Annotated in this window: 23 protein-coding genes; 3 read left to right on the forward strand and 20 right to left on the reverse strand. The window is 38.5% G+C overall.

Going from position 1 to position 25,400, the window contains the following annotated elements; genetic code table 11:
- Positions 1-21: 21 nt before the first annotated feature.
- The 3 genes from ACH6EI_RS23780 to ACH6EI_RS23790 all read right to left on the reverse strand — a co-directional run bounded on the left by ACH6EI_RS23780 (position 22) and on the right by ACH6EI_RS23790 (position 2,584).
- Complete coding sequence (locus ACH6EI_RS23780) at positions 22-837, reverse strand: transporter substrate-binding domain-containing protein (protein ID WP_033580702.1); 816 nt, start codon at positions 835-837, stop codon at positions 22-24.
- A gap of 21 nt (positions 838-858) precedes the next feature.
- Entirely contained in the window at positions 859-1,587 is a 729-nt protein-coding gene (locus tag ACH6EI_RS23785; RefSeq protein WP_028410185.1) for an amino acid ABC transporter ATP-binding protein, read from the reverse strand.
- Positions 1,588-2,062: 475 nt separating this feature from the next.
- The gene (locus tag ACH6EI_RS23790) at positions 2,063-2,584 is read right to left on the reverse strand and encodes a M15 family metallopeptidase (protein WP_048021637.1); all 522 of its coding nucleotides are present in this window, start codon (positions 2,582-2,584) and stop codon (positions 2,063-2,065) included.
- Positions 2,585-2,798: 214 nt separating this feature from the next.
- On the opposite strand from ACH6EI_RS23790, the gene ACH6EI_RS23795 reads away from it, so the two are divergent.
- Positions 2,799-3,596, forward strand: a complete 798-nt coding sequence (locus ACH6EI_RS23795) for a hypothetical protein (protein WP_099330581.1) — start codon at positions 2,799-2,801, stop codon at positions 3,594-3,596.
- Between the two features lie 41 nt (positions 3,597-3,637).
- Here the strand turns inward: ACH6EI_RS23795 and ACH6EI_RS23800 are convergent, their stop codons facing one another.
- The 4 genes from ACH6EI_RS23800 to ACH6EI_RS23815 all read right to left on the reverse strand — a co-directional run bounded on the left by ACH6EI_RS23800 (position 3,638) and on the right by ACH6EI_RS23815 (position 8,161).
- Positions 3,638-4,858 (reverse strand): multidrug effflux MFS transporter, encoded by a 1,221-nt coding sequence (locus ACH6EI_RS23800; protein ID WP_028412507.1) that lies wholly within the window; start codon positions 4,856-4,858, stop codon positions 3,638-3,640.
- A 67-nt stretch (positions 4,859-4,925) separates the two neighbouring features.
- Positions 4,926-5,747 carry a MerR family transcriptional regulator gene (locus tag ACH6EI_RS23805; RefSeq protein ID WP_028412508.1) on the reverse strand — a complete coding sequence of 274 codons (822 nt, stop codon included), beginning with the start codon at positions 5,745-5,747 and terminating at the stop codon, positions 4,926-4,928.
- 63 nt (positions 5,748-5,810) lie between these two features.
- Positions 5,811-6,824, reverse strand: a complete 1,014-nt coding sequence (locus tag ACH6EI_RS23810) for a nitronate monooxygenase (RefSeq protein ID WP_099330580.1) — start codon at positions 6,822-6,824, stop codon at positions 5,811-5,813.
- Between the two features lie 272 nt (positions 6,825-7,096).
- The gene (locus ACH6EI_RS23815) at positions 7,097-8,161 is read right to left on the reverse strand and encodes a lactonase family protein (RefSeq protein WP_099330579.1); all 1,065 of its coding nucleotides are present in this window, start codon (positions 8,159-8,161) and stop codon (positions 7,097-7,099) included.
- Between the two features lie 333 nt (positions 8,162-8,494).
- On the opposite strand from ACH6EI_RS23815, the gene map reads away from it, so the two are divergent.
- Positions 8,495-9,241 carry a type I methionyl aminopeptidase gene (gene map / locus ACH6EI_RS23820; RefSeq protein WP_025752900.1) on the forward strand — a complete coding sequence of 249 codons (747 nt, stop codon included), beginning with the start codon at positions 8,495-8,497 and terminating at the stop codon, positions 9,239-9,241.
- Positions 9,242-9,267: 26 nt separating this feature from the next.
- On the opposite strand, the gene ACH6EI_RS23825 is transcribed toward map, so the two are convergent.
- From ACH6EI_RS23825 to gatC, 12 genes are all read right to left on the reverse strand, one after another.
- On the reverse strand, positions 9,268-11,073 hold the full coding sequence (locus tag ACH6EI_RS23825) for an ATP-binding protein (protein ID WP_028412511.1): 1,806 nt from the start codon (positions 11,071-11,073) through the stop codon (positions 9,268-9,270).
- Positions 11,074-11,096: 23 nt separating this feature from the next.
- A complete protein-coding gene (locus tag ACH6EI_RS23830; protein ID WP_098999441.1) occupies positions 11,097-12,083 on the reverse strand; it encodes a BMP family ABC transporter substrate-binding protein in 987 nt (328 codons plus the stop codon).
- A 171-nt stretch (positions 12,084-12,254) separates the two neighbouring features.
- Positions 12,255-12,485 (reverse strand): helix-turn-helix domain-containing protein, encoded by a 231-nt coding sequence (locus ACH6EI_RS23835; RefSeq protein WP_013055062.1) that lies wholly within the window; start codon positions 12,483-12,485, stop codon positions 12,255-12,257.
- Positions 12,486-12,498: 13 nt separating this feature from the next.
- Positions 12,499-15,237: a GTPase domain-containing protein gene (locus tag ACH6EI_RS23840; RefSeq protein WP_028412513.1), complete on the reverse strand. Its 2,739-nt coding sequence runs from the start codon at positions 15,235-15,237 to the stop codon at positions 12,499-12,501.
- A gap of 195 nt (positions 15,238-15,432) precedes the next feature.
- Positions 15,433-16,248, reverse strand: a complete 816-nt coding sequence (locus ACH6EI_RS23845; RefSeq protein ID WP_013055060.1) for a YitT family protein — start codon at positions 16,246-16,248, stop codon at positions 15,433-15,435.
- 226 nt (positions 16,249-16,474) lie between these two features.
- Positions 16,475-16,687 carry a hypothetical protein gene (locus ACH6EI_RS23850; protein WP_081732848.1) on the reverse strand — a complete coding sequence of 71 codons (213 nt, stop codon included), beginning with the start codon at positions 16,685-16,687 and terminating at the stop codon, positions 16,475-16,477.
- A 143-nt stretch (positions 16,688-16,830) separates the two neighbouring features.
- A complete protein-coding gene (locus ACH6EI_RS23855) occupies positions 16,831-17,193 on the reverse strand; it encodes an SMI1/KNR4 family protein (RefSeq protein WP_099330578.1) in 363 nt (120 codons plus the stop codon).
- A 250-nt stretch (positions 17,194-17,443) separates the two neighbouring features.
- A complete protein-coding gene (rlmD, locus tag ACH6EI_RS23860) occupies positions 17,444-18,817 on the reverse strand; it encodes a 23S rRNA (uracil(1939)-C(5))-methyltransferase RlmD (RefSeq protein ID WP_047751760.1) in 1,374 nt (457 codons plus the stop codon).
- A 95-nt stretch (positions 18,818-18,912) separates the two neighbouring features.
- Complete coding sequence (locus ACH6EI_RS23865; RefSeq protein WP_016762783.1) at positions 18,913-19,845, reverse strand: diacylglycerol kinase; 933 nt, start codon at positions 19,843-19,845, stop codon at positions 18,913-18,915.
- A gap of 234 nt (positions 19,846-20,079) precedes the next feature.
- Positions 20,080-21,510 carry an Asp-tRNA(Asn)/Glu-tRNA(Gln) amidotransferase subunit GatB gene (gene gatB / locus ACH6EI_RS23870; RefSeq protein WP_013055057.1) on the reverse strand — a complete coding sequence of 477 codons (1,431 nt, stop codon included), beginning with the start codon at positions 21,508-21,510 and terminating at the stop codon, positions 20,080-20,082.
- A gap of 14 nt (positions 21,511-21,524) precedes the next feature.
- A complete protein-coding gene (gene gatA, locus ACH6EI_RS23875; RefSeq protein ID WP_013055056.1) occupies positions 21,525-22,982 on the reverse strand; it encodes an Asp-tRNA(Asn)/Glu-tRNA(Gln) amidotransferase subunit GatA in 1,458 nt (485 codons plus the stop codon).
- Between the two features lie 16 nt (positions 22,983-22,998).
- Positions 22,999-23,289: an Asp-tRNA(Asn)/Glu-tRNA(Gln) amidotransferase subunit GatC gene (gene gatC / locus ACH6EI_RS23880; protein WP_013055055.1), complete on the reverse strand. Its 291-nt coding sequence runs from the start codon at positions 23,287-23,289 to the stop codon at positions 22,999-23,001.
- Between the two features lie 365 nt (positions 23,290-23,654).
- Between gatC and ACH6EI_RS23885 the strand changes: the two genes are divergently transcribed.
- Entirely contained in the window at positions 23,655-24,140 is a 486-nt protein-coding gene (locus ACH6EI_RS23885; RefSeq protein WP_047751762.1) for a DUF3920 family protein, read from the forward strand.
- Positions 24,141-24,195: 55 nt separating this feature from the next.
- On the opposite strand, the gene ACH6EI_RS23890 is transcribed toward ACH6EI_RS23885, so the two are convergent.
- Positions 24,196-25,389: a CamS family sex pheromone protein gene (locus tag ACH6EI_RS23890; protein ID WP_098999440.1), complete on the reverse strand. Its 1,194-nt coding sequence runs from the start codon at positions 25,387-25,389 to the stop codon at positions 24,196-24,198.
- Positions 25,390-25,400: the final 11 nt, after the last annotated feature.

A 25,400-nucleotide genomic window follows, 5' to 3' on the forward strand; every position in this document is an offset into this window, starting at 1 on the left:
TGAGAAAAGAAAACTGTACGCTTATTGTTTGATCCACTTGTCGTGAATTTCATCATATTTTCCAGAGTCTTTCATCTTTTTAAGCGCATCGTTTAATGCATCTACAAGCTCTTTGTTTCCTTTTTTCACAGCAATGCCATAAGGCTCTTCTGTGAACGGCTTTCCTACTAATTCATAAGAAGGATCTTCATCAGCCATTCCATAAAGAATAGCATCATCAGTTGTTAAAGCATCTCCTTGCTTAGATTTTAAAGCGGTAAATGCTTCTGCATAGTTTTCAAACTCTAATACCGTTGTCTCCGGTGCTTTTTCGCGAATATTAATAGCTGAAGTTGATCCTTTAACAGCCAACACTTTAGTACCTTTCTTCAAATCATCAACGCTTTTAATTTTACTGCCTTTTTTCACAAGAAGAGACTGGCCAGCTTGAAAATACACATCCGTAAAATCCACTTCTTTTTTACGCTCATCTGTGATGGTCATTGTTGCAACAACAGCGTCAATATCTCCTTTTTGAAGAAGAGGAACCCTTGTTTTGGACGTAACTTCTTTAAATTCTACCTTGTTTTCATCTCCTAAAATCTCTTTAGCCAGCTGCTTAGAAATATCAACATCAAAACCTTCTACTTCACCCGTCTTTGGATTCTTTAAGCCAAACAAACGCGTATCATTTTTAACTCCAATGACAATTTTCCCTCTGTCTTTGATTTCAGTGAGCGCATCTTTTTTAGCTGATGATCCACTCGTTTCTTCACTTTTCCCTCCACAAGCCGCTAACATCATAGCCGCTGCTAATGAAAGCACGGCTGCCTTTAAAAACGTTTTTGATTTCTTCATATTACTCCCCCTATTAAACAATTAATGATTTAAAATACGGCTAAGAAATAAACGTGCCCTTTCTTCTTGCGGGTTTTCATAAAACTCAGCCGGAGTTGCCTCTTCTAAGATTTTTCCTTGATCCATAAATACAATGCGGTCTGCTACTTCTTTAGCAAACCCCATTTCATGAGTTACAACTACCATCGTCATTCCTTCTTTAGCCAATGTTTTCATGACATCCAGCACTTCTCCAATCATTTCTGGATCAAGAGCAGAGGTAGGCTCATCAAAAAGCATAATCTCTGGTTTCATCGCAAGTCCCCTCGCAATGGCTACACGCTGCTGCTGGCCGCCTGAAAGCTGGGATGGGTAGGCGTTGGCTTTTTCACCGATTCCTACTTTATCCAAATAGTATAGAGCTGTTTTCTTAGCTTCTTCTGACGACTGTCCCAGTACTTTCATAGGCGCTAAGGTGATATTTTCTAAAACCGTTTTGTGCGGATATAAATAAAAATGCTGAAACACCATACCTATATTGCGGCGCAGTTTGTTAATATTTGTTTTTTTATCTGCAACTAATATATTATTTACCGTCAATTGTCCGTTAGATATTGTTTCTAAATAATTTATGCATCGCAGCATCGTGCTTTTACCCGAACCCGAAGGTCCAATTACGACGACAACTTCACCTTTTTTAATCGTTAAATTGATATCTTTTAATACGTGAAAATCACCGTAATATTTGTTCACTCCGTCAAAAACAATCATTTTCCTCCTCCTAATCTGCGAACAACAATAAATATTTAAATTTTTAAAATATTTAAAATATGTTAAAAATTATATTCTTACCCTTAAAGCAAAGTCAACAGTTGACAAATTATCTCTTTTTTGTAATCAAAATGAACTATCTTCAAATAAAATATGCTAGAAAAATAAAAGGTTTTGTTGGCATTTGCCGATATGTAAGCATACGTTCGCTAGGCTGAAGGTACTTGTATAAGCTTAATCAATAGATTATATTAGTTAACGCATATCTTTATACGAATTGTCTTTCATTTTTCTAGGGCAGTTCTCTCTAATCAGCCCTTTTTCTAATTATCTGTCTATCACTTTATTATATTAATATATATAATTCTCTTAGCAGTAAATTAATAAAAAAGTAAATACAAGCTTCCATTCATGTTAGAGGTTCTGACATAAATATAGTGAAATTATATTATTTCTCTAAAAAACACACGCTTTATTAGCGTGTGTGGCCTTTTATATTTTCCGGACTCATTTGAAAATGCGGATAGTCTTTAAAACCTTGCCAATCTCCTCCCCATTCAAACCCTAAACTTTTTGCGATATCTACAACCTCCATCCAATCAGACCGATTATTGTTATTACCGTCATATTTCATGTCCCAAATAACTTGTCCGTCTTTTAACCCAATAGCAAAATCAATAGCTAGTCCATAGTTATGATAAGACTGGCCGCCCTTTGAATAGGTAACAATGTTGCCTTCTTCCGTCCTGCCTTTTGCATAAAGCTTATCTTGTTCTTCTTTTGAACGGAAACCTTCCGTAATGACAATCGAGATTCCTTGGTCGTTTGCTTGTTGAACAAGTTTATTTTTCTTTTCTTCTACGACAGGATGCAACTCAGCTGCTCCTGAAAAATCTTTTAACGTTGGACCTGGCTTTAACTCATCGCGAAACAAAAATAACAGGCTTACCGCTATCACAACTATCAAAGCTATTGCCAATTTTTTAAGAACGTTCATCTATATAAAGTCTCCATTCTTTTTTGCTGTTACTTAGATAAAATCATATCGAATTTCATTTTGTTATCCAATAAAAGAGCTGTAGTGTTCAACAAACGTCTATATTTTTTCGTTTTTTATCTATTTTCACCATTTTTTCACTATTGGTGGTTACATTAACAATTGTGGACAGCTCTGTACCACACCCCTATAACTTTTAAGGAGTGACAACAGCATGAAAAAGAAACTATTCGGTTATATCATGGCAAGCGGTTTAACAATAGGAGTTATGGCCGCTGCAAACTCCACGGCATTTGCAGCAAGCAAAGATGAAACAAGCTCTTCAACGGTTGTAGAGCGAACAAATGGCAATACAACAACTACGAGTGATGCAACACAACAAAAAGTTGATGATATTATGAAAAAAGCACAGGAAAAATTACAGAAACTCGGCGTAAGCTTACCTCAGCATCATAAAGAAGGCCCCTTTAGCAATTTAGATGCTGGTACAAAGGCAAAAGCCAAAGCTGTTATGGATCAGCTTCGCGACGGCACCCTGACTAAGGAACAAGCTGAAGCCAAATTAAAAGAACTTGGCGTAGACTTTCCTGAACATAAAGGCGGTCCTTTTAGCAATCTAGATGCAGCCACTAAGAAAAAAGCCAAAGCTATTATGGACCAGCTTCGCGACGGCACCCTGACTAAGGAACAAGCTGAAGCCAAATTAAAAGAACTTGGCGTAGACTTCCCTGAACATAAAGGTGGTCCTTTTAGCAATCTAGATGCAGCCACTAAGAAAAAAGCCAAAGCTATTATGGATCAGCTTCGCGATGGCACGCTGACTAAGGAACAAGCTGAAGCCAAATTAAAAGAACTTGGCGTAGATCTTCCTGCTAAAAAGAAAGATTTTCTAAATGGTTTAGATGCTGAAACAAAAGCTAAGGCCGAAACCATTTTAGAAAATGCAAAAAAAGAAATTCAAAAACTCGGTGTCACAATGCCGTTTGAAAAGAACGAGCACAAAGCTCAATAACTAAAAAAAGCTACTTGGCTGTTGAGAGCCAAGTAGCTTTTTTATGATGCAGTTTTCCGTTTCACTAATGCCATGTATACACCTAATGCTAATAAATCACAGACCATAATCACAATGCCCATCGGCAGAGCATTTTGCCCTCCTCCAAGTCCCACAAGAGGAGCTACGGCTGCTCCGAGCAAGAACGGCAGCAATCCTAGAAGCGCTGAAGCACTCCCTGCATTAGAAGCTTGATTTTGCATAGCAAGTGAAAAAACGGTTGTGTTCACAATTCCTACGCTTGATACAACAAAGAAAAGCAAGATGCAGACCAAAATAACGGATGTGTGAGTAGCAATTACAGCCACTAAAAGCACGCTTCCAACGGCTGCTTGAAGCAATCCATACATGAGAAGAGTAGCTTCTTTTACTTTACCAGCTAAACGTCCTGTCACTTGAGTAGCTATAATGAGACCAAAACCGTTAATAGCAAAAACAAAACTGAACATCTGCGGAGACAGTCCATAAATGTCTTGAAGAACAAATGTAGAGCCTGAAATATAAGCAAACATAGCGCTCATAATAAAACCTTGCGCCAGCGCATATCCCACGAAGACACTATCTTTTAGCAATACGCTAAATGTACGCAGTACTTCTGTTAATCCACCTTCTTTACGGCGTTCAGCCGGCAGCGTTTCTTTCAAGCCAAATAAAACGGCAAAAAACATTAGTGCACCAATTACGGCTAACACACCAAATACTCCGCGCCACGACATAACCGTCAGCAGCTGTCCACCGGCAACCGGAGCCAAAATGGGAGCTAAACCATTTACGAGCATGAGCATGGAGAAAAACTTTGTTAAATCCGAACCTGAAAACAAGTCTCGCACGCTTGCTCTTGAAATAACCATTCCTGCTGCTCCCGCCATGCCTTGAATAAATCGTAAAACGATAAAAATCCAAATAGAAGGCGCAAACACGCATAACACAGAGGCAGCTGCATAGGTGATTAATGCTGCTACAAGCGGCTTTTTCCTTCCCCGGATATCACTGAATGGCCCCATTACCACTTGCCCAAATGCCAAGCCTAATAAGCAAGCTGTCAGACTGACCTGGGCTAAAGAAGCTGACGTATGCAGTTCTTTAGCAAGCGTCGGCAGCGCTGGCAAATACATATCGATTGATAACGGTCCAAATGCGCTTAGTGAACCCAAAATTAAAATAAATAAAATGCGATTTCCTCGGCTTAAAGACATTCCTTGGGAAATACTTTGCTGATTCATCTATTGTTGTCTCTCCCTTCAGCAGTTTTACAATAGTCTCATCTTAAACCCTCCAGCAACTGGATAGTCAAGACGTAATTCGAATTTGAATTTCCGTCAGCCGCTCTTCTTCATGATGAGAAATAAATGAATCTACAATTCGCCGAATTAAAAAAGGCCCTTCTGCTTTGTATCCTTCGGCTTTAATAAAGTTCAGTAACGTATCGTAATAGACTCCTGTGGTATCTCTCTTTTCTCTCATATAAATAGATGCGTAATCGCCTTCAGGTATTAACGTAACGAGTTCATGCTTAAAAGAAACATCGCTTTCGACCAATAAAAAAATGCCATCGTAATCTGTAAATTGTTGTTTTTTTGTGTTTTCTACAGATAGTATAAACCCTACTTTCCCAATCATAATCGGGGTAATATGACTGATTTTCTTTTTTAAATCACGCAGAACACTTTCAGTTCCGTCTAACGTACCTACCTCTGCTTTTACTTGCACAACCTCACGAGAAGGAAGGTGTTTGATGAACGGGGCTCCTATTTGGTTAATATGTCTCGTCTGTTCTAATTCCTTCATTCGAGTTGTTAACTGCGCATTCACTCTTTGAAGGTGACGAATTTTTTCTTTTGTTACCTTCTGATATTCCGCTAAGGTTTCAATAAATTCGTCCAAGCTGCTGTGCTCCATTTTTCTTTTAATTTCTTTTAACGGAACTCCCATCAGCTTTAAATAGACAATGATATCTAATTTCTTAAATTGTTCTAACGTATAATAACGATATCCAGTTTGCGGATCAACTTCATAAGGCTCGAACAGACCAATTTCATCATAATAGCGAAGTGTTTTAATCGGAATATCGTGCAGTCTGGCCATTTGCCCAATCGTAAATTTGTTTTGCACTATAAGTTCACCTTCTTTATGTAAAGCTGCTTGCACTTAAAGCAAGCAACACCGTAATTCTCATCATTCATTTAGTTCTTGTACAAGCTCTTCCACAATAAGATGTGCAGGCAGTTCTTTTGCCAGCGTAAATCCAGTTCCTGCCCACAAAGAAGTGTACTCTGGATTATTCATTTGTGTAGCTTTTGTTCGAATAGGCTTTGTCATGTAATGAATATGAGGGTAAGCGGATGGTGCTGATTTATCATAGGAAATAAAAAAGGCATTCACAAATCCTCTAGCACGTTTCCCTGTAAAAGCTCTTGTAACACCTGTTTCATTAAAACGCTTTTGAAGAATGCTTTCTTTATGAAGAGCACTCGCTCCGCTTTCTGGACAACAAATAAAAGCCGTACCTAACTGAGCGGCAGAAGCTCCTTCTTGTAATACACGTTTGATGTCAGACCCCGTCATCAAGCCTCCCGCAGCAATTAATGGCTTTTTAGTGATTAGACGGACTTCTTTCAGCAAATTTATAAGCGAAAAGTCCACCGAACTCTCTAAAAAAGTAGACCGATGGCCGCCGGCTTCAATTCCTTGCAAGCACAGCGCATCTGCTCCTGCTCTCAAAGCCACTTCGGCTTCTTGAGGTGTTGTAATCGTAACGAAAATATGACTTCCAATTCCCTTTAAGCTTGCTACAATCTCTCGATCCGGGCACCCAAATGTAAAGCTCACAGCAGGTACTCGATGTTTTTGAATGATGTCGAGCTTGGCACCCCATTCATCATCATCATTCTTTGGTATGCCAACTTGACACTCCAAATATCCAGCGGCTTTTGACAATTCTTTTTGATAACAATCAAGTGCATCAACTGCTACTTTTTCATTTGTCGGAACAAACAGATTTACTCCAAAAGGTTTTTTCGTAAGTGAGTGCATCTCTATAATTTCCTGCTCCAATTCACGCGCACTTTTATATCCCGCGGCTAAAAACCCTAGCCCTCCGCTATTAGATACAGCTGCAGCTAGTTTAGGCGTCGAAACTCCTCCTGCCATAGGAGCTTGTACAATTGGATACTCACATATATTTTCCACACTTATCACCTCAGCCCTTCATGCGTTCTCTCTTCATTCTACTACAACCCCAGAAAAAAAAGCCCTCCAAAAGGGCTTTTCTTCCATATATAGATTATGCTCATTTCAAAAATTGGGATCATAAATGACGCTTAGGAATGCGCACTACCTGACTATTCCCTCAAAGGTTCACCTATGCGGATGGCACTAACCCCGAAAGGGGAGTGACAGCCGCTCAGGTTTAGAAAGCCAGACCTGATTGTTTTTGGATCAGGTCTGGCTTTCTACATCAATTACTTATAGTGGAGGAATTTTACGCATACAGCTTCTGGAACCGTAACGTTAGATTGAAGAAGCGTTAGCTTTCCACTTTCTTGGTCTCTTTCAAACAGCACCAAGTTTCCTGTTTCTTGATTAGACGCCACAATAAATTGTTCGGTTGGATCTAAAACAAAATCGCGCGGCCAGTCGCCTTCAGTGCCTGTCCATTCTACGAATGTTAACTGTCCAGAATCCTGGTCTACTTTGAATGTTGCAATCGAGTTATGTCCGCGATTTCCTGCATAGACAAAGCGGCCGTCTGAAGAAATGTGGATCGCACTCCCTTGATTATTTTCTGTAAAATCAGCCGGAATTGCTAAAGTAGCTTGTTGTTGAGTAAAGCTTCCTGTGCTTTCGTCATACGTTAAAAATAAAACTTCGGAGCTGAATTCTGTCATTGCATACGCATAGCGGCCATTTGGATGGAACGTTAAATGTCTAGGGCCCGAACCAACAGATGTAGAAAGGCTGTTGACTTCCTTCAATTTATTCTCTTCCACTTCATATGTCACAATTTCATCAATACCTAGGTCCACAACGGCCACGTGCTTTTCTCCAGGAGTAAAATCGGCATAGTGTACGTGTGGTTTTCCTTTTTGTCCTTTTTTGAGGTCTGAATGAGGATGTTCCACTACGGATGCTACATATTCAATTTCTCCTGTTTCTTCATTAACAGAATACGTCTCAACGCTCCCTTTATGAAAGTTAGCAGATAAAACAAGCGTATTATCTTCATTCACTGAAACATAGCAAGGAGGCGCGCCGTCTAGCAGCTGTTTGTTTACAAACTTTAGTTGACCCGTGTTTGGATCAACCTTAAAAGCAGCTACTCCGCCTTTTTCTCCTTCTTTAATAACTGTATAAAGATGTTCGTTGTCTTTGCTTGCATTTAAGTATGTAGGGTTTTCAATTTTAGCCACGGCTTTTACTTCTACAATCTTTTTAGCCTTCGTATCTAACGTAAATGTATAGACACCTTCACTGCCTGCTTTTGTATATGTACCTGCAAATCCAATAAATTTTCCATGTTCACTCATTTTCCTATACCCCTCCTAAAGAATTGTTTCGTTTCATTTATTTTACTATATCATACCGCATTTGTTATAGAGAATGCTCCAATTCAACGTTCATTTATCAGTTTTCCCTACATGCCTATCGTCAAACCCTTCCTTTTTAAGCCTGCATCTTGCATTTTCCTACCATTGGGCGTTATGATTAAGGATGATTTTATATCGCCCCATAGCAGACGGTTCCTGTATTTCTTAGATTTTTAAATAAAGAAGAATCGACTGATGAATAGTCGACTTTCATCGCTATAACTGCTGCTCAACTTTTTTCGTAAAGTTACATCAAAAAAGGAGTGAACAACAATGATCACATTAAAAAGTGAACGCGAAATTAATTTAATGCACGAAGCAGGTAAACTATTAGCTTCTTGTCATAAAGAAATCGCTAAAATGATCAAACCAGGCATAACAACAATGCAAATTGATAAATTTGTTGAAGAGTACTTAGCAAAGCACGGAGCAACGCCGGAACAAAAAGGATACAAAGGATATCAATATGCAACGTGCGCTTCTTTAAATGATGAAATTTGCCACGGTTTCCCAACAACTAAACCGTTAAAAGACGGGGATATTGTAACCATTGATATGGTTGTAAATTTAAACGGAGGCTTAGCAGATTCCGCATGGACTCATACCGTTGGAGACATTTCAGACGAAGCACAGCGTCTAGTAGATGTTACATACGAAGCGCTTTTAAAAGGAATCGAGCAAGCACAGCCAGGAAACCGTACAGGTGACATCGGCCACGCTATTCAAAGCTATGTAGAAGGCGAAAAGTTCTCTGTCGTACGCGACTTCACAGGACATGGAATTGGAAATACCATGCACGAAGCGCCTACAATTCTTCACTACGGAAAAGCCGGCAAAGGTACACGTTTAAAAGAAGGTATGGTTATTACGATTGAGCCAATGGTAAACGCTGGTACATGGCATTCTAAAATGGATAAAAACGGTTGGACTGCTCGTACAACAGACGGTAAATTATCCGCTCAATTTGAACATACGCTTGCGATTACGAAAAACGGTCCTCTTATTTTAACAGCACATTAAAAAACAGCCCTTTTGAGGCTGTTTTCTTAATGTAGAGGAAATTTAATAACAAAAACTGTGCCGCGGGAAGAAGTAGATAATAATTTAATCTGTCCTCCGTGGCTTTCTAGAATACGTTGAGCAATGGGCAGGCCAAGACCTGTGCCACTATCCTTCGAAGTGGAAAAAGGCTGGTACAGCGACTGCTGCATATGAACCGGAATACCTTTTCCAGTATCTTCAATGTATAGACAGTAGCTATCTTCATGAACCTGCGAGTAGATTGTAATGACTCCTTCTCCATCCATGGCTTCCATACTGTTTCGAATTAAATTATGAAGAACTTGTTTGATTTGTTTTTCATCTACCTTTAATACATGCGGCTGCAATTTCACATCGAAAATAAGCTTATCTTTTTCTGTAAATTTGCTTGAGTGAGTAATCAAAGGCAATAACTCATTAATAATATCCTGCATGCTGACTTTTTTCATCACCGGAGTCCCAGGCTTTGATAACAACAGCATTTCTTCAATGATGTAATTAATCCTCTCTAGTTCTTTCATAAGCAGAGGCAGGTAAAAACGCTTTTTCTCCTCATCAGAAAGAGACTGATTCATAAGAGATATAAATCCATGAATCACGGCAAGAGGATTACGAATCTCATGAGCAGCTCCGGCTGCCACTTCTCCAACCAAGGCAAGTTTCTCAGACTGATGCATTCGCTTTTCTAATTCTTCGGTATCCGATATATCAATGAAATAAAAAATCCTTCCAATGCTTTCGTTCTTCTCATTAAACAGCTGCGTTTGAGAGGCTAAAAAGCAATAGCACGTCTCTTTCGTTCCAAATAATACTTTTTTATTTTCGTGAATTTCTCCCGAATTCAACATGCTCCAAAATTCAGTATTATATTCAGGACATTCCTTCATATACCGGCAAATATCCTTTTCATCGAGATCTAAAAACTGTTTTGCTGAGGTATTAGCAAATATACTATTTGTCTCATCTTCTATTGTGATAATTCCAACAGGCAGTGAATTTAAGATCTGCTGGCGATATGCTTTATCTTTAATGATTTTCCAAAATGAATCTTCTAAACTAACCGACATTTGATTGATAGAAGCCGAAAGCTGCTTCAGCTCGATTTGCTTTGTGTCTTGAAGAACAAGACCGTATTCTCCGTCTGCAATGTCATTCACTTTTTCAATCATTTGTTCAATTGGTTTCGTAAGGCTTGCACTCATACGATAAGAAACATAAAGAGAAGCCACAATAGCACTTACTGTTAAAATTAATAGTAAAATTAATGAATCTTTAATAATGACAGACAGTGTATCTGATAGTGTATCAAGTGAATCAACCGTCTCTTCTTTTGAACTATTAATATCTTTTTTTATCTGATGCAGATCCGGCAAATAATTTCTCTTAAGATACTCTTTTGCTCCCTCTATATCTCCGTACTTCAGCAGTCCCTGCACGTTATTAGAAATCTTGAAATCAAGCAGCTCAATTTTTTCCTTCAGTGGAATCAACGATTTTGGCACAGGCTGCTTATACTTTTCATTGTCTTCAATAACTCGTGTATCATATGATTGATATTCTTCTATCAAAGAGACAGTGGGGTTCTTTAGATTATTTTTCACAATGTATTCTTTTATGTTCAGCTGCTCTTCCCAATAAGAAAGCCACACCATTTGAGGAACATCTTCATCTTTAATTTCGTTGCTTACATGATTCATTTTATCAATGGCATGCACTAAAACTAAAGAGAACCCGCTTAACATGAATGTAATCAAAAGAAGAATCGTTAATATTTGGCTACGGAATGACATGTTGCGAAATAATTGATTCATAATCATCTCTTTCTTTTTCATAGTTACTTCGGCTGTGTAGACATTCTAACTTTCGAATATAATATTTGTTTTTCTTGTTTACTGTACATTGGTCCAAAAGGCGCAAGCTTATAAACACCATCCCGGGCATCAAGTTTGACTTCTCTAGATCGAAGGCCCTTTTTACTAAAATAGTCTTTCATAATCGCGTTGTAAGCTTGAGGAACATCATTTATCACACTTGTTAAAATAACAGGCCTCCCCATATACGCCTGATCATCTAAATATCCTATTACGTACATTTTTTGTTTTTTCGCTTCTTGAATCACTTCTTGATTATATGAATTTCCTTTAGCATAGACGATATCGACGCCTTCATCTTTTAACTCACGGAGCAGCTTTACTGCTTTTGCTCCATCGTCTCGGCTGTTTACCACTCGATAATAAAAAGCAATTGAGGAATCAGACGCTTTTAGGCCTTTTTCAAACCCTGGATTTTTTTCGCGTGCTTCAAATGCATCAATTAATCCAATTTTTTTCGTTCGTGTCTTCATGGCAGCTGCCGTGCCTGCCAGATACTCTATTTTTGTTTGATCAAATGTATATACAGTTTGGTTTTTATAACGTGAAGTACCGTGAATGGTGACGAAATGAACATGAGGATACTTAGGAGCGAGTTCTGTAAAAACGGTAGAAAATTCTCTTCCATGTCCAATTACGACTTTTGTTCCATTTTGAATAACTTTTTCAGCAGCTTCCTTCATTTTTTGGTTCGTATTTACTTCGCTAATAACTTGAGCCGAAACGGGGTACTTCTGCTCGATGTTGATTTTTCCTTTATAAGCTAGACTGCCCCAGCTTTGATCTGTCAGTACATCAGAGGTGAGAATTGCAACGCTTGTGTTTTCTACTTTTTTTGTCGTTTGCTGACTTATAATCCCTTGTGTTTTCGAAACAATAATAATTAAAAACGAAGCGACAACAATCAGGGCAAGCAATAAAATCAGCCTTAACTGTCTTGATCGTTGCATAGACCTTCTCCTTTTTGTTTAGCATACTTTCATTATATAAAAAAAGCATCTAAAAAGACTACATCTTTAACGAAATTCCAACTTTTTTCGACATTTCTTTCATATCTTACCTTTTTTAACACTTTCACTCCAAAAGAAAAAGCAGAAAACATCTGTTTTCTGCTTCGGCCTTCAATCTTCATCTTTTACGTCCATATCTTCAGGGATTGGCTCATTTAGGTATTCTTCAATTTGTTTTTTATACTTTTCCATTTGCTCTAAATGAGTGTTAAACTGCTCTTTATTTAATAAGTAGTTTTCACCATCAAATATAGCCCTTACTTTTCCTTCTTGAATCAATTTCTGTACATATTCTTCAGGAAAAGATAGATACTCTGCTGCTTCTTTTATCGTTAAATACATCCTGCTCCACCTTTTAGACGTTATAGTGTACTTCTTCTGTAGCTTTAACCATTAACTCATACTGACGCAAGCGAAGCTGGAATAATGTTAACGGATCATAGTAAGCTTCAGGATTGGCTTTCATATGACTTAATACGTCTTGATTTTCATTAATATGCGCCTGTGTTTCTTCAATCGTTTCTTTTAGAACCTCTTTTGGCTTTTCAAAGAATAGTTCAATATCAACTTCTAAATTTTTCTCAAATAAATTAAATTGCATAAAAAACTTTGCCAGCATAGATTCTGTGATATCTTGATAGTCTTGACTTTCAATGTACTTTTTATATTGATTATAAAGTAGCGTTTGATTTTGAAGAATGGAAGAAAACAGTTTTCCTGCTCCTTTTAACAAAAGCTGCGTTGGATTAACGCGAAGTAAAATATTTTCTTCATCCAGCTGAACCCGATTAGCCATACGATTAACGTCGCGGCGCCAGTCGTCCAGCACTTTAAAATCGCAGGCTAACGTTAATTTTTGCTCATTGTACATCTTATTTAATGACTCTGCTACTTCTTCAATATCTACTTGACTCGCAATCAGCTCTTCATTTGATGTAGCAATCCAGTCCTTTAAAGAAATGCGGAACTTAGGTAGAACATCTTGCTGCAAGTGCTCTTCCACGCGCATATTCATTTGTTTATTCAGTTCAATATGAACTGTACTAAAATCACTGTCTTCCTTCACTAATTCTGAAGACTTTTTGAGTAAACGAGGAATTTTATTTTTTAGCTTTTTGCTGATATCCTCTTTGATGCCATGATAAGCTGAAACAATACTACTCGCTTTTTCTTGTTCTAAGTCATCCACTCGATGCAAGAAGCCATTTAATCGCACAAGCATATCTTCGTTCCATTTAATACTTTCAATCAAATGATTTTCTGTGTGATTTCTCTTTTCCACTAAGCTCTTTAGCATATTTTGAATGAAGAACAGCAGTCTGCGCGCACGCTCTTCTACTCCAACGTCGTTTGGATCGTAATAGAAATTAGCTTTAATAAACTGAGCCAAGTCTCCGTGGTGCTGACTCGATACGTAGTGAGGCGTATAGGCTAATACATGAGCCTGCGGGAAATCCGCTCCAATGCTTGCTTCAAATTCTTTTGTAATTCGCTCAATCGTTGCTTGATTATAAAGACTGTCCATATTGTTGATGACAAAATGAACTGGCGTATTTGGCGCATATTCTTTAATCTCCAGCAATAATTCTCTTTCTTCATCAAGCAGCGATTCTTTTGCATCAAGCACAAACAGTAAACCATCTGCTAAAGGAGCATATTTAAATGCATCCTGCTCACGCGCCTCTTGTTCTGTAAAGCTTGGCGTAACAATGCATGAACAATTATGCTTATCAAGGAACGCAAAAGGTTTTTTCACTTCTACAAGCGCCTGGTGAGAAGATTGCTCCGCTCCGTCAATCGTTTCCATCGGAATGATTTCTTGATCAGCGATTTGCTGGATAGATTCTTCTTCATCATGAATGAACACAAAGGTTGTTTCATGATTTTGCGGTACCTTTTCTTCTGTAATCGATCCCACAAATGAAGACGTTGCAGCATTTGTTCCTGTAATTAATAAGTGTGTCGTATGAGCATCTAATAAAAAGTCTACCCACCATTTAAAGGTGTGCCCCACTTCTAAACCATTTTCATTAGCCCATTTAATAATGCCATGGCAAAGCTTGTAGTGATATTCAAGACCATCAATGTCGTTACGCGCCTCAAAAATTAATCTGCCTGCATTTTCGATTGTAATGGTATCAATAGTTGACGGAAACTTTTCATTCCATGAAAGCACGGCCGCAGACGGAAATAACGCACGTGACTTATTAGTAATTTTAAGCCAGTTTGTTAATACGTTCGGAATGACTTCATGTAATTCCTTTACAGAATGATCACTTTCCATTAAGTCAGTGTACGTCTCTTGATAAAGAGTTGAAATCTCTTGCCAATAATCATAGAGACCCACTTCAATATTCAAGAAAATATCATTGATGGTTTTAATCCAAGCAAGATAAGGAGGCTGACTCTTATATTGTTTCCATAAAGCTGAGACAAGCTGTTTGAAATATACTTGGTCCACTTTGTAAAATGAAATCATCACTTGATAAAAATAGTTAGGGATAAAGTTTGCTGTATATCCTTTATCTACGTAAGTCTTTAATACCGCAAACCAATTCAGCGATTCTGTTCGAATACACTCATCTACTGCAAGCTCCACTGCGCTATTAAAATCTTCTTGCTCTTCATAAAATCTTCGCGCAATCGCCGTGACGTTTGGATAATCCGGCTGAGAAGCAACCAGCTCGTTAATAACTTCATAAGCTCGTTCAATATTGTTATGGTCCGTATAAAGCGAAAACAGCTTTAGCGCTATTTCAGCTTTTAATACTTTTGAATCCGTTTCGATAGATAGGTAAAGCTCTTCAGCGAGCGTAGACAACCCCAATTCATAATGTGCGTCGGCTGTATTTTTCTTCGCCCACAGCTTAAACTCGCCATTTACATTCTCCCACTTAAAAATCGCGGATTCAAAATCTTGATTGTGGAAGTACACTTCTCCCTGAGCTAAGCGAATGAGCGATAAGTCGTACCACTCTTTTTGCTGCTCTTCGTAATAAGCGTGTCCAAGGACTTTTACAGGCGGCTGATTTTCATTTTCTTGCATAAACGTTTCGTAATATTTCTTTTTCGTTAACTGATATTCTACCGTCATATAGTCTCTCCTTTTTGATGTCAATATTTTATGTACTCTATCAAATTCCCTTTTTTATACTTTTCATACACGATATTTTCTTACTCATATTTTACGCAAAAAAAGCCTCAAGAACTACTCTTAAGGCTTTTTTTATAACTTTTATACTATAAAAATGGCTATTTATCATAAATCGGCGCTGAAATAACAAATATATTAATAGGCATCCCGTCGAAACAGCCCCATTACTTCTACCGTTTCCGTAATATTTACGAAAGCTTCAGGATCCACAGATTGAATTAACTGCTTGAGGTTTGCAAGCTCATAGCGTGAAATCACCGTCATTAATATTTTACGGTCTTCTCTTGAATAAGCTCCTTCACCGTTCATTAACGTCACACCGCGCACCAAATTCGTAAGAAGCTGCTGCTTCATTTCTTCGCCTTTTCTCGTAATAATGGTTAACGTGAGCTTAATGTGGCGAGTATGAATCGCATCCACTACTTTTCCTGTGACGAAAATCGAAAGCATCGTATATAAAGCCGCGTCCCAATTCACAAAGAAACCTGAAACAAATACGACCACGGCATTCATCGCTGATAATATAGCGCCAAGCGGAAATTCTTTTTTATGCGTAAGAAGCATCGCAATAATATCAAATCCACCTGTCGAAGCTGACTGACGAAAAACAAACCCTACGCCAATTCCAGTTAAAACTCCTCCAAAAACAGCTGACAGAATAGGATCTGTACTAACAGCTCTCAAGGGAATCACGTATAAAGCAATTGATAAAGCCACAACGGACAGCAGCGTATGTAAAACAAACCGCTTTCCTAACTTCATAAAACCAATAATTAAAAGGGGTAAATTCAACAAAAAATTCATTGTTCCCGTGCTTGCAGGCGTTAAAATTCCTATAATCATAGCAATACCGCTAATTCCGCTGCTTAGCACTTTATGGGGGATTAAAAACCAATTGTATGCAAATCCAATTAACACAGAACCCGCTATAATAGCAATTGCTCTATACATGATGTCCCTTCACCTCTTACCACAAATATAATGTTTTCATTTATTGCTTCTTTATTATAATTCCTAAAATATTGAAAACCTTAAAAAAAGTATATTCAGAAATTTGCTGTGTTGGTGGGGTGGACAAACTGCAAAATAAAACGGACATACAAGCGGATAATGCTTTTATATCAAGCTTTTGCTGCTTTTGTTATAGAAATGCTACCTTTACCTTTTCCGTACTTATTTAACCTAAAAGAGGTTGAGACATCATAATGAAATGAATGTATTTTAAAGGCGAACAACTAGTATAGATGAGCTTGTATGGAACCGCAGTTGATTTCCGTGCAAGACTTCGCTTTCCGCGGGCGGCCGCTGAGCCTCCTCGTCGCTTGCGCTCCTGCGGGGTCTCACCTATTCCGCTTTTCCCGCAGGAGTCTTCGCCTTGCCCTCCAATCAACTGCTAAAAGGAACGAAACAGACGACACTTATTTGCCCTAACAAAAAAATAAACCACGAATCAAACATGTTGATTAATGGTTCGTTTTTTACTTGGGTTAAAATACTTTTGTCCCAGTCTCTTGGTGGAAAGTTATTTTAATTTTATTCTTCTTCATATAGACCATTAATAAATTCTTCAAATGAATGGGCGACGAAAAACATACCGCTTTCAGGATTCTCGTATGCTAGTTCATGATCTATAAAAACGATAAGAGGCCGCTGAGAGTTAGAACGGTAGTCAAAACATACATGATTATCCGCTATGTCATCTCCAAATGGGCAAATACCATCAACTAGCTGGTATTTAATATCATGATACACGTTTAAAATGTAATCCTTTTTCTCCTGATTAAAACTTAGTAAGTGGTAAAAAGAACATTCTCTCTTTCCAACATTAAATCCATCAGCTGAAGGTTCTCCACCATGATACTTTGTTACACATTCAATAAAGTGGATTGGAAACAATACATCCTATACTTTTTCTACATTCAAAATGGTTTCTAAACTTACCTCTTTTTCATCCGTTTCCCACGTAATCAATTTGCTTCCTCCATTTTGCCTTATGTATATTTAGGAATCTTTTTACTCCCATTTATAATTGCTTTTATTTGTTTCTCTATAAATCTTTTAGTATATTCCGTACTGTATTAAAAATAAAAGCCAATATAAAACACCACTACCATTCCTAATGATAGTGGTGTTTCAAACAATTTTCTTATTTTAATGTAAGCACCGCCACATTCTCCACATGCGTCGTATGCGGGAACATATCAACAGGCTGAACTTCAACCGTCTCATAGCCGCCTTTTTCTAGAATAGCTAGATCACGCGCAAGAGTTGCTGGTCCGCATGAAACATAGACAACTTTTTTCGGCTTCATCTCGATGATGGTATTTAAAAGGGCTTCGTCGCATCCTTTTCGCGGCGGATCTACGACGATGACGTCCGCTTTGATGCCTTGTTTGTACCAGTTTGGAATGACGACCTCTGCTTCGCCTACTTCGAATTCAGCATTGTGAATACCGTTTAGCTCAGCGTTGCGCTTTGCATCTTCAATCGCTTCAGGGACGATTTCAACGCCATATACTTTTTTCGCTTTTTGAGCGAGAAATAACGAGATTGTTCCGATTCCACAGTAGGCGTCAATGACCGTTTCTTCTCCTGTTAAATCTGCATACTCAAGCGCTTTGTCATACAGCACTTTCGTTTGCTCAGGGTTTACTTGGTAGAATGATTTTGCTGAAATGGCAAATTTAACATCGCCGATATAGTCGTAAATATATTCTTCTCCCCAAAGTACGTTCGTTTGGTTCCCTAAAATGACGTTAGTACGCTTGCTGTTTACGTTTTGAACAATTGATTTCACGTTCGGCACGGCTTCGATAATGTCTTCTATAATACGCTTTTTGTTTGGCAACTCAGCTGTACGAGTAACAATTACAACCATAATTTCACCCGTTACAAGTCCGTAGCGCGCCATGATATGACGAAGCGAGCCTTTATGCTTTTGTTCCTGGTAAGCAGAAACCCCATGCTTTTCACAGATTGATTTGACAGCTTGAACAACATCATCATTTGCCTGCTGCTGAATCAAACAGGCATCCATGTTAATGATGTCGTGGCTTCGCTGCTGGTAAAACCCAGCGACCAAACCGCCTTCTCGCTCTGCTACGGGAACTTGAGCTTTGTTTCGATAGCGCCAAGGATCGTTCATTCCTAGCGTCGAATGTACCGGAACGTCAGGTAAATGGCCAATTCGCGCCATGACGTCTTTTACTTGCTTTTGTTTAAATTGCAGCTGTCCTTCATAGCTTACATGCTGCAGCTGACAGCCTCCGCACTGCTTGTATACCGGACAGGGTGCTTCAACACGCTGCTCACTAATTGTATGGTGCTTGATAAGCTTGCCAAACGCATAGCCTTTTTTTACTTTAATGACTTTTACTTGGCCGCTTTCGCCGGGCAGCGCATTTTGAACGAAAATAGGAAATCCGTTCACTTTCGCTACACCCGCTCCGTCATGCGTTAAATCTTCAAACGCAACATCTATATATTCATTTTTTTCTACAGGTGGTTTTAATTTTTCCATTTATCGTTACATCCTTTTAGTCATTTGAAAATGCTGAACTGATTGTACCATAAGAGCCAAAGCCAAACAAAGAAAAGCATGAAAAAAGATCGCAATTAGGCGATCTCATTTTTTTCCATCAATTCAGCTGTTGCTTTTGGAACAAAGATTTCTACATGGCGATATAAGTTTACAAATTCCCCAGGCAATAACCCGCCGTACTCGCCATCTAGATTTAACTGCATTTTATCATTTGTATGAATTTTAACACGGTTCGCTTTTGTATAAATAATATGAGGATCATTGATGTGTTCCCCTCGCAGCGCAAGTGTCGCAATTCGAATAAATTCAGCTAAATTTGCTTTCTTTAAAATAATTAAATCAAACATGCCGTCATCTAAAGAGGAATCTGGTGCCAGCTTTTCAAAACCGCCGACTGAGTTCGTTAAGGAAACAAGGAAGAACATAATCTCGCCGCCAAAGAATTTTCCGTCATACTCAATTTCAACAGATGTTGGTTTAATAGAAGGAAGCATTTCCATGCCTTTTAAATAGTAAGCTAGCTGTCCAAGCATTGTTTTTAACTTGCTTGGCACTTCATATGTTAATTCAGTTAAACGGCCGCCTCCGGCGATATTTACAAAGTAATGCGTTTCTCCATCGTTTGTTACACAGCCCAAGTCAATTGGCTTTGTTACGCCTTCTACAATGACATCAATAGCGCCTTCAATCGTACGCGGCACATTAATGGCACGAGCAAAGTCATTGGTTGTTCCAACAGGAATAATACCTAGTTGGGGACGATAGTCTTGTCCAGCGATACCGTTTACGACTTCATTGATGGTACCGTCTCCACCAGCTGCGATTACAACGTCAAAGCGACGTTCTACTGCTACTTTAGCAGCTTCTGTTGCATCACCAGCACAAGTTGTAGCATGACAAGATGTTTCGTAGCCTGCTTGCTCTAGCTTTTGCAAAACTTCCGGTAAGTTTTTCTTAAAAATTTCACGGCCCGATGTCGGGTTATAAATAATTCTCGCTCTTTTCATATTCATCATCCTAATAATGATAATTTGTCACAAATCTTTGCCTACTTTTATCAGTGAAAGAATGCCCCCTCACATTACATCATCAACAAGAGGGGGCATGAACAAACATATTATAAAGAAATTAACCTTGATATACAATATTCACGTTTGGGTTTTTATTCATACCTTCAGCGCGGTCGCCCTTACTCATAATAAATGTGAGATGGATACCCACCTCACATTTAGTTATCAAATTTAGCGTTTATTAATTTCTTCTAAAAGAATTTTATTAACCATAGGTGGGTTCGCTTGACCTTTTGAAGCTTTCATAATTTGACCAACTAAGAAGCCGATTGCACGATCCTTACCGTTTTTGAAATCTTCAATAGACTGAGGGTTTGCATCTAATGCATCTGTTACGAATTTACGTAAAGTTGCATCATCAGAAATTTGTACAAGACCTTTTTCTTTTACAATTTTCTTTGCATCTCCGCCATTTTCAATTAATTCTTTGAATACTTTTTTCGCAATTTTAGACGAAATTGTACCTTCTTGAATTAATTGAATCATACCAGCTAGACCTTCAGGTGTTAATGCTACATCTGAAAGTTCTTTTTGATTTGAGTTTAAGTAAGCAGAAACTTCACCCATTAACCAGTTAGAAGATAGTTTAGCATCTCCGCCTGCAGCAAGTGTTGCTTCAAAGAAATCAGACATTTCTTTTGTTAGCGTTAATACCATTGCATCATAAGCAGGTAAGCCAAGCTCTTCTACATAGCGCTTTTTACGAGCATCTGGAAGTTCAGGAATCGAAGCACGAACGCGTTCTTTCCACTCTTCGTCGATGTGTAATTCTAATAAGTCAGGCTCTGGGAAGTAGCGGTAGTCGTCAGATCCTTCTTTTACACGCATCAGAATTGTTTCACCCGTAGACTCATCAAAACGGCGTGTTTCCTGCTCGATTAGGCCACCAGACAATAACACTTTTTCTTGACGAATTTCTTCGTGTTCAAGACCGCGGCGCACATAGTTAAATGAGTTTAAGTTCTTTAGCTCAGCTTTTGTACCAAACTCTTCTTGTCCAACTGGACGTAAAGAAATATTGGCATCACAGCGAAGTGAACCTTCTTCCATTTTACAGTCAGATACGCCTGTATATTGAATGATTGATTTTAGTTTTTCTAAATAAGCATATGCTTCTTCAGGAGAACGCATATCTGCTTCCGATACAATCTCAATTAGAGGTGTACCTTGACGGTTGAAGTCTACTAGTGAATAGCCATCGCCTGTATGCGTTAACTTACCAGCATCTTCTTCTAAATGAAGTCGGTTGATACGAATGCGCTTCGTTTCACCTTTAACTTCTACTTCAATCCAACCGTTCTCGCCAATTGGTTTATCAAATTGAGAGATTTGATAAGCTTTTGGGTTATCCGGATAGAAATAGTTTTTACGATCAAACTTTGTATCTGTTGCGATTTCACAGTTTAGCGCAAGCGCCGCTTTCATTGCAAAATCAACTGCTTCTTTGTTTAACACAGGTAGTACGCCAGGATAACCTAAGTCAATTACACTTGTGTTAGCATTTGGAGCCGCACCAAATGCGTTTGGACTTGCTGAGAAAATTTTAGATTTTGTCTTAAGCTCAACGTGTACTTCAAGACCAATAATCGTTTCAAAGTTCATCTTTATCTCACCCCTTACAGTGCTGGTTTCGCTTTATGATGCTCAGTTGCTTGTTCGAATGCATGAGCAACACGATAGATTGTGCTTTCGTCGAAATGCTTACCGATAATTTGTAACCCTAATGGCAATCCATTTGATAAGCCGCAAGGCACAGAAATACCAGGTACTCCAGCAAGGTTTACTGGGATTGTTAAAATATCGTTTGCATACATTGTTAATGGATCATCTGTTTTCTCACCAATTTTGAATGATGGAGTTGGTGTAGTTGGTCCAATGATAACGTCATAGTTTTCAAATACAGACTCAAAGTCTTGCTTAATTAACGTACGTACTTGCTGTGCTTTTTTGTAGTAAGCATCATAATAACCAGAGCTTAACGCAAATGTCCCAAGCATGATACGGCGTTTTACTTCGTTTCCAAAGCCTTCGCTTCGAGACTGCTTGTACATTTCGATTAAGTTCTCAGCATTATCTGTACGGTATCCGTAGCGAACGCCGTCAAAACGAGATAAGTTAGCAGACGCTTCAGAAGAAGATAATAGATAATACGTAGCTAATGCGTATTTAGAGTGTGGAAGCGATACTTCTTCCCAAGTTGCGCCTAGTCCTTCTAACACTTTTAGTGCATCTAAAACAGACTGGCGAGCTTCTTCGCCCACACCTTCGCCTAAGTATTCTTTTGGAACAGCAATTTTAAGGCCTTTTACGTCACCTGTTAAAGCAGATACATAATCCGGTACATCAACATTAGCAGAAGTAGAATCCATTGGGTCTACGCCTGAAATTGCTTGAAGTAAGTATGCATTATCTTCAACAGAATTTGTGATTGGTCCGATTTGATCTAAAGAAGATGCAAATGCCACTAATCCGTAACGAGATACGCGACCATACGTTGGTTTTAATCCAACAACACCGCAATAAGCAGCTGGCTGACGAATTGAACCACCTGTATCAGAACCTAAAGAGAACGGAACTTCTCCTGCTGCTACAGCTGCAGCTGAACCACCGCTAGATCCACCCGGTACGTAATCTAAATTCCATGGGTTGCGCGTTAACTGAAGACCTGAGTTTTCAGTTGAAGAACCCATTGCGAATTCATCCATATTTAATTTACCGATTGTTACTGCTTCAGCTGCCTGCAGTTTTTGAACAACTGTTGCATCATAAATCGGATCAAAGTTTGCTAGAATTTTACTAGAGCAAGTTGTACGTAAATCTTTTGTGACAATATTATCTTTTACACCGATCGGCATACCAAATAATAGGCCAAATTCATCTTTTGTTTGTAATGCTTCATCTAGCTCTTTTGCATAAGCACGAGCGTTGTCTTCATTAAGCGCTAAGAACGCACCTACTTTATCATCTACTTCATTAATACGTTTGTATGATTCGTCTACTAAATCTTGTACACGTACTTCTTTCTTGTGTAAAAGGCTATGTAGTTCTGAAAGTTTACGATCGAATAAAGACATCGTAAAGCCTCCTTCCTTATTCTAAAATAGTTGGTACTCGAATGTAGCCATCCTTGTGGTCTGGCGCGTTTTTTACTACGTCTTCAATTGGTAAGCCTTTAGCTGGCTTATCTTCACGCATCACGTTTTTCATATCCAATACGTGAGAAGTTGGTTTTACATTTGTAGTATCTAGCTCATCTAATTGTTCTGCATATGTAATAATAGCATCTAATTGTTTTGTAAATAGTTCTGCTTCGTCATCCGTCACCGCAAGTCTCGCTAAGTTTGCAACGTGTTTTACTTGATCAACAGAAATTCTTGACATGTTCCTTCACCTCCGAATATTCGTCCCACTACAATATACTGATAATACCAAACTTCACTAGCAACAGGCAACATTTCTGAGACTAGTTCCTAAAATATTAAAAACCCCGCCAGACAAGACAGGGCTTACATTTATCACTTCTATTTTATACCAAATCTATTTCATTCAAACAACATTCCATACTTTTCCTTCGTCATAAAATATTTCTCTCTTGCATAGGTATAAAATAACCTTCTTTTTAGAAAAGATAGATAGAAAGAGAAACATGCTTTAGAAGAACACACCACCATGTTTTAATTTCACTAGTCTTTGGGAAAGTAAAGAAAACGAATAACTACTTTACCGTAAAAGAGGTGCTATAAAAATTGAATAAAATACTTATACAGTCAGTCATCCACCAGCGCCCTGTGTATCAGCAAAGCGGAAGATGGTTTGTATTAGATGAAGAATTCAAGTGGGATTTGTCCACCTTGCAAAAAGATGTTTTTGCTTGTTTAAATAAAGCCTTTCATATTCCTATCATTTTTTGTGATTCATGTGAAGCCAATAAAATTGTCTCCGCTCTTGGAGAAGAAGAAGCAGAATACCTGCAGTTTGCCTCAGGTGTTTACTGGCGAGAAGTCGGCATTATATTTATTTTTAAATTTGATGACTACCTTCCGCTTGTTGAAACCATCTTTCACGAGCTGCGTCACTATATTCAAGATCACATCCCTTATTATCAGAAAGAATTTGAGCTGGATAAAAAACGCCCGTATGAAGAGCGGACAACCGAACAAGATGCATTTGCATTTGCTGCTTATTATCTTGCTAAGTTTACGAGACAAAATTCTCACGCCATTTCTTCATAGGAGGCAATTTCATAGAATTAAAAAAAGACACTGCTTGAGCAGTGTCTTTTTTTGCTTACTCTTCGTAAATATGAACGAACGGCTTGTCTTCATCTGCTTTTCTAACAATGAGAGCTTCCGGTCCGCTTACTGAGTTAATAGAGATACTCGTTTCCATATATGAAGGGAAATGATCAAGCATTAAACCAGCAACGTACTGAGTAAATCCTACAATTTCACCTTTTCCATAAAATTGTACGGGAATATCAATCGTCATTTTTTGAAGCTGTCCATCTTTGTAATACCCTTTCCCTACTACGCTTGTAAAGTTTGGGAAGTAGTCTTCGATTTGCGCTTTAAACTCATCAAACTTCATCGCATCATCTCGGTGATCTTTTGTTGCATCTGATGATGGGAATAAATAATATTGCTCGTCTAAATTATCCCAGCTGCCAACGGCCGTATCATTTGAACCTGCATTTCCGACAGCTATAAAGTTACCCGGTGTTAAAGAGGACTTAGCACTTTGTTTGAATAATGCTACTCGAACTGGCACATTTTCTAAGCCTTTGATGTTGCGCATACGCTTAACAATTTCATCTGCCATTTGCTTTCCTTGCGCTTCAATCTCTTTATTTGTAAGCTTCACTTCACGTGCATAACCATTTTCTTCTGTATAATAATGAACAGAATTCATCGCTAAGCCGATTGTGACGCCTCCAAGTTTTACCTTGTCGTCTCCGTCTTGAATAAGGTAGTCTTGTTCAGTAATGTTCGCTAAGTACATTGGACTTGTTTCGTTACGAGTTTTCAAATCGCCTGTTTCTGTATCAATTGGGTTTAACCCATTGTTTTTAAGCTTCTTTTTCGCCGTATCATCTTTTGTTTTGCTTTGAAGATCTTTAAACTGTTTATCACTCAGCTTACGGCTTAACCATGAGCGAATAGTATCTTTATCAAGGTACTGGCCTTCTTGATACACATATTTTTTCGGAGAATAGCTATCTGTCGATAAGCGCATTAAGCCTGTTTCAAATTCTTGCGCATCCAAGCGGTTATTTAAGTTTGCTGCTACTAAGCCTCTTGCCACTCCCGCTTTAAATGGAAGAATTGTTCGGTAATAATCGTCTGAAATACTATACTTCGGAATAACTGCTTTTTCTTTCTTGTTGTTGGTTTGTTGAACAGTCTCTTTATCGTCCGAAAGGTTCGGTGCACACGCTGAAGTTACAAGCATGACCGCAAGAGAAAGTAACAATATCTTTTTCAACTACACACACC

The sequence above is a fragment of the Priestia sp. JSM ZJ58 genome, assembly GCF_044383985.1.
GTDB lineage: Bacteria > Bacillota > Bacilli > Bacillales > Bacillaceae_H > Priestia > Priestia zanthoxyli.